Below are 269 nucleotides of genomic sequence, written 5' to 3' on the forward strand. Positions count from 1 at the left end.
TACTACACTCTACTTAACTCATATGGAAGGAGAGGGTGTCATGCGTCATTTTTTAACTGCAGCGTTAATATTGGGTTCGGTTAATGCTGTAGCCGGTGAAGATGTTGTTTATGAAGTCGACGGTAAAGCGTATCAAGGTTACTGGTCTAAGGTTTCAGATTCAGCACCACTGGTACTGCTGGTTCACGATTGGGATGGTTTAACAGACTACGAGATCAAGCGAGCAGAAATGCTTAACGAGTAAGGCTACAGCGTGTTTGCCGCGGATC

The 269-nt window shown here is 45.0% G+C and carries 1 pseudogene; it reads left to right on the forward strand.

Annotated elements, in window-relative coordinates:
* Positions 1-40: 40 nt before the first annotated feature.
* Positions 41-241: pseudogene (locus AB4585_RS24520) on the forward strand (dienelactone hydrolase family protein); the annotation flags it as partial.
* Positions 242-269: the final 28 nt, after the last annotated feature.

The sequence above is a fragment of the Vibrio sp. 10N.222.49.C9 genome, from assembly GCF_041474985.1.
GTDB classification, from domain to species: Bacteria; Pseudomonadota; Gammaproteobacteria; order Enterobacterales; family Vibrionaceae; genus Vibrio; species Vibrio crassostreae_C.